Below are 5,421 nucleotides of genomic sequence, written 5' to 3' on the forward strand. Positions count from 1 at the left end.
CAAATGGACGTGTGTCTTCAGTCATCATGAGATTATTCTTAATATGTGGCAGGCGGCGACACCTACCGATTTATGCGTAAAAAAACGATGTCGGGCCTATACGCCCGACCTTCAACAAATACCTAACCCTTCAGGCCGTCTGAAAAGGATTTTCTATTTCAGAATACTTAAATCCGGCCTTATTTTTCCGCAATGACAAAAGCCATGACGGTATCCTCTTCATCGCTCATACTGAGATGACAGCCGCTGATACCCTGCTCTTTCAGCCATTTTGTCAAAGCCGGTGCAAAAAACAATTCAGGTTTGCCCAATGCGTCATGTCCGACACCGATATTGCGGAAAGACACCACTCCGCGTATGCCCGTACCGACGGCTTTGGCAAAAGCCTCTTTGGCGGCAAAACGTTTGGCAAGATAGTTGACCGGTTTGCCTGCCTGCGGAAATTCCAACAGCTCTTCCGGGCTGAGAATGCGTTGCGCAAATGCCAGTCCGAATTTTTTGTTCAGGCGGATAATGCGTTTGAGGGAAACAATGTCTGTACCGATTCCATAAATCATGGGTCTGCTCCTTGTTTAAATAGTCAGGCCGTCTGAAAGTGTGAATACAGGCCAAAGCAAACCGCTTTAGCCTGTATGGCTGATGCCGTTAAGGCAGCATTCTGGCTCTGAACATGACTTCCTTCATTTGGCGGACAGCTTCAGGCAGGCCGAGGAAGAGTGCTTGGGAAATCAGCGAATGGCCGATGTTCAGCTCGCGGATGGCGAGAATTTGAGCAATCGGCGTAACATTGTGAATGGTCAGGCCGTGTCCGGCGTTAACGACCAAACCCAAATCGCTGGCGTAATGCGCGCCGTTTTGAATGCGCTCGAATTGTTTTATTTGCTCGGCGTGGCTGTGCGCATCGGCATATGCGCCGGTGTGCAACTCGATAACGGGCGCGCCGACATCATAAGCGGCTTGGATTTGCGCGTTGTCGGCATCGATAAACAAGGACACGCGGATGCCTGCGTCGGTCAGGATTTTAGTGAACTCGGCTACTTTATCCTGTTGCGCCAATACGTCCAAACCGCCTTCGGTGGTCACTTCTTGACGTTTTTCAGGCACGAGGCACACATCTTCCGGCATGACGTTGAGCGCGTTTTCCAGCATTTCTTCCGTCAGCGCCATTTCCAAATTCAGGCGCGTGCGGATGGCGTTTTTAACGGCAAACACGTCCGCATCTTTAATATGGCGGCGGTCTTCACGCAAGTGCATGGTAATCAAATCAGCGCCGTGGGTTTCTGCAATCAGCGCCGCTTCGACAGGGCTGGGATAAATCGTACCGCGCGCATTGCGGACGGTGGCAATATGGTCGATGTTTACGCCTAACAACATAATAATGTCCTTTCATTAAGGTTTCAGATGGCCTGAGTCATTACCTATCAAAGGCCGTCTGAAAAAATTCAACTGCCCAAGCCAAACTGCTGCAACTGCTGTAAAACCTGCCGAGACTTGATGCCCTCGGGTAGAAGGTTGTCAATCAAAAGCCGCGTTACTTTCAAAGCCTGACCGAGGCTTTCCTGATGAACGAAACTGCCTTCCCTCAAATCGATTAAAGTCGCGCCCAATACGGCAACGCCCTTATTAAGCGCATGGAAACGGTCGGCCTCGGCCAGGGGAACCACAGCTTCTTCAGGCGTGAGCCAATATGTTTCTTCGCCATTGATTTCATTGCCGTTGCCGTCATGAAACAAATCGGGGGCAAAACCCAAACGTGTCAACAGCGACCATTCAAAACGGCGCAAAGCGGCTATGTGGTTGGCCTCGCAACAGATGGTTTTCATGGTTTCCGCCAAAACATCGTAAAGCTCGGGCAACGGGTCTTCACGGACGGTCAATTTCAGCATTAACTCGTTCACATACAATCCACTGAACAAAGCCCTGCCCTGCGGCTGCGGCCACCCGCCTATCCATTCGGCACGATGCAGGGTCTTCAACTCTTGCGAACCATACCAAGACGCACTCACCGGCACAAACGGTACCAACACGCCGCGCAATTCGCTCTGCCGTTTGCGCGCGCTTCTGGCCAACAAAGCCACCCGCCCATAACGGCGGCTGAAAGCCTCCACCCACAAGCTGCTCTCGCGCCACGGGGCGGAAGCAAGCAGAAAGATAGGTTCGTGGTTGATGCGGTTTGGTTGCGCCATAAGGGTTTGGAAAGATAAAGATTGTGTCGATTATAACGGAAAATCGACGCAAAAAGGCCGTCTGAAAATCTGCCTTCTATAAAGGCCGTCTGAAAACCTTTATAATCCGTTTTGAATGAACAACCGACTTTCCTATGTTTATGCCAAAATTCCCTTTTAAATCTGCCCTTTCCCTGCTCTCTGCAGCCCTATTATCCGCCTGTTCGCTGATGAAATATCAGCCTGTCGCCGGTATTGATACGGTCGACCTGCAGCGTGGCTACCGCTTTGAAACCAGCCGGCCTCAGCACAACGACGAAGACGATACGCTTGTTGTGTTGATGTTCTCCGGCGGCGGTACTCGCGCGGCGGCCTTGGGTTATGGCGTGTTGGAGCAGCTTCATAAGCAGCAGATTACCATAGGCGGTAAAAAACAGTCTTTGATGTCGAATGTCGATGTGGTGGTCGGCGTATCCGGAGGCTCGGTTTTGGCGGCTTATTTTGCACTCAAGGGCGAAGAAACCATTCCCTTGTTTTACAAACGTTTCCTACACCAAAACTTCCAACGCCAAGTTGTCAAACAAGCATTTTCCATGTCCAACCTGCCCCGACTGGCCTCGCCTGAATACGGACGCGGTGATCTGTTACAGGAGCAGTTTGAAAACTACCTTTTCGGCAAAACCACTTTCCGCGATTTGGAAATGAACCGCAAAGGCCCGTTTGCCATCATTTCCGCCACCGATATGGGCATAGGCGAGCGTTTCAATTTCACGCAAGAATATTTCGACCCGATGTGTATCGACTTGGGCGACTTGCGACTTGCCCGCGCCGCTGCCGCGTCAAGCTCCGTACCTATGGTGTTTGCACCGATTACGCTCAATAACAACGGCGGCCATTGCCAATACACGCCGCCGTTTCAACTTGTCTCCGACAGCGAAGACAGCGAAGCAGGTAAAAAACAGCTGCAAACCCGAAAAGAATTTTTCGAGCGTTTCCAAAAATACAGCGACAGTAAAAACCGTCCCTACATCCACCTTATCGACGGCGGTTTAACCGACAATCTGGGCATGCGCAGCCTTTTGGACATGACGGAGATGTATCCGGAAAAAATCCTGACGCATAAAATTAAACAAAACAAAATCCGCCATATTGTCGTCATCAACGTCAATGCCCAAAACGAAGTCAGCAGCAATTTGGATAAAAGCGCTGCCGTACCCGGTTTCCGAGATGTCGTTTCCGCCATCGTGAATATCCCGATCGACCAACATTCGTAAGAATCTTTGCGCCGCTTCAGAGCTTTTGTCGACCAATGGAACAAAGACAAGCAAAATGAAAACATCTATTTCTCTTTCGTCAGCCTGAATCTCAAAGACCTTCCGCCATCCCAGCTGAGGGACAAGGTATTGAATATTCCGACCAGTTTCTATCTGCCGCCGGAAGACGTGGACAACCTGCGCACCGCCGCCGCCGAACTGATGAAACAGTCACTGGACTATCGCAACCTGCTGGCAGAATTTGCGGCACACCCCAATCCAGACACCATCTTTGCAGCCCCGCCTCCGGATGTGCAAGAGTTCAAGCCATTGAACGAAAAAGAAAAGCAGTAGCAAACTGTTCCATAAAGTGTAGCTCTGTTAAAATATATGCTTCATCTTATATTTCAGACGGCCTCAATACCCAAGGCCGTCTGAAACACTTAACAATAAATAGAATCCAACCATGACCGAATTAAACACTCCCATCGTTACCGATATTGACCGCCCCATCCTCGTTCCACCGGGCGGCCATAAGAAAGTCCTGCTGCATTCCTGCTGCGCCCCATGCTCCGGCGAAGTGATGGAAGCCATGCTTGCCAGCGGCATCGACTACACCATTTATTTTTATAACCCCAATATCCATCCGCACAAAGAATATATGTTGCGCAAAGAAGAAAATATGCGTTTTGCGGACAAATTTGGCATCCCCTTTGTCGATAAAGACGACGACTACGAAAACGACCGCAAAGAATGGTTCGCCAAAGCCAAAGGCATGGAATTTGAACCTGAACGTGGTATCCGTTGCACCATGTGTTTCGACATGCGTTTTGAAAAAGCGGCGCAATACGCCCATGAAAACGGCTTCCATGTCTTCACCAGCTCACTGGGCATTTCACGCTGGAAAGACATGAAACAAATCAACGGCTGCGGCCATCGCGCTGCCGAGCCGTACGATGACTTGGTTTATTGGGATTTCAACTGGCGCAAAGGCGGCGGCAGCGCACGCATGATTGAAATCAGCAAGCGTGAGCATTTCTACCAACAAGAATATTGCGGTTGCGCCTACTCCCTGCGCGATTCCAATGCCCACCGCAAATCGCAAGGCCGCATCCCCATCAAGCTGGGCGTATTGTATTACGGTGATGAATCCACCCAATACGAGCCTCAAGCCGAAAACAAAATCCTTGTTGAGAAATAAATATCAAAGGCCGTCTGAAATATTCAGACGGCCTTTGTTCAAATCAGATGATTAACGGCGGCGGAATTTGCCGTGATCAAAATCATCAAATGCCTGATAAGCAGCTTGGCATTGAATTTTTTGCTCGGCATAAGGCAAACCGCGGAACGCTTTTGCCGCTTTACGGTTTTCCCTCAACTCAGCCTTGTTGCCTTTATAACGATACCAAGCAGCACGGCGCTCAAGGTATCTCTTACAAGCAGGATGCAATTTGTTTTTCTTCGCCTGCTGGTGTTTGCTCACATGATGGCCATGCGGTTTGGCCGCCGCTTCGGCAGAATAAGCACCCAAGCTCAATACGGCAACCGCCGCCAGTGCGGAACCTAAAGTTTTCAGTGTCAACATGATTCGCTCCCAGTTTAGGTTGGATAGTCATCCCATTATATGCCTCGCCTGATACCTCGACAAACTTCTCAATATGTTTCATGATAAATGAGTTTAAGCAATTACAGCACTATCCTTCTTGCTTTGCAAAATTTAACATACCGTCCATGAAGACAGAAGCTGAATATAAATTTCTTTATTTCATAAGCCTCTAGCCAATGTCTAACCAAATGTGATGCAAATGCAAAATAATGCCAAATCGCCACAAAGCCACATGAATCCTAGTCTGAGCCCTCCCTCTCCTTAATCAGCCCCCGAAAAAAGCGCATTGTCAAGTCTAGTTAAACAAAGAAAAATACATTATATTGTGCCGTTCAAAGCAATCACATACCGTATCTTGTGTTTTTTAATGGGAAGACTGAACAATGAATGCAGCAAC

The 5,421-nt window shown here is 49.2% G+C and carries 5 protein-coding genes and 1 pseudogene; 2 read left to right on the forward strand and 4 right to left on the reverse strand.

Going from position 1 to position 5,421, the window contains the following annotated elements:
* Positions 1-179: 179 nt before the first annotated feature.
* The 3 genes from acpS to recO form a co-directional block, all read right to left on the reverse strand.
* Complete coding sequence (gene acpS, locus ACTHUE_RS10320) at positions 180-557, reverse strand: holo-ACP synthase (protein ID WP_219088549.1); 378 nt, start codon at positions 555-557, stop codon at positions 180-182.
* Between the two features lie 88 nt (positions 558-645).
* Complete coding sequence (gene pdxJ, locus ACTHUE_RS10325; protein WP_070814162.1) at positions 646-1,374, reverse strand: pyridoxine 5'-phosphate synthase; 729 nt, start codon at positions 1,372-1,374, stop codon at positions 646-648.
* Positions 1,375-1,442: 68 nt separating this feature from the next.
* Complete coding sequence (gene recO, locus ACTHUE_RS10330; protein ID WP_070824286.1) at positions 1,443-2,186, reverse strand: DNA repair protein RecO; 744 nt, start codon at positions 2,184-2,186, stop codon at positions 1,443-1,445.
* A gap of 140 nt (positions 2,187-2,326) precedes the next feature.
* On the opposite strand from recO, the pseudogene ACTHUE_RS10335 reads away from it, so the two are divergent.
* Together ACTHUE_RS10335 and ACTHUE_RS10340 are read left to right on the forward strand one after the other, a co-directional pair.
* Positions 2,327-3,772 (forward strand): annotated as a pseudogene (locus ACTHUE_RS10335) (patatin-like phospholipase family protein).
* Positions 3,773-3,884: 112 nt separating this feature from the next.
* Positions 3,885-4,619, forward strand: a complete 735-nt coding sequence (locus ACTHUE_RS10340) for an epoxyqueuosine reductase QueH (RefSeq protein WP_219088546.1) — start codon at positions 3,885-3,887, stop codon at positions 4,617-4,619.
* Positions 4,620-4,670: 51 nt separating this feature from the next.
* Here ACTHUE_RS10340 and ACTHUE_RS10345 read toward each other — a convergent pair whose 3' ends face one another.
* On the reverse strand, positions 4,671-5,003 hold the full coding sequence (locus ACTHUE_RS10345; protein ID WP_070583918.1) for a stress response protein: 333 nt from the start codon (positions 5,001-5,003) through the stop codon (positions 4,671-4,673).
* Positions 5,004-5,421 lie beyond the last annotated feature (418 nt).

Source organism: Neisseria sp. P0021.S005 (genome assembly GCF_051956955.1).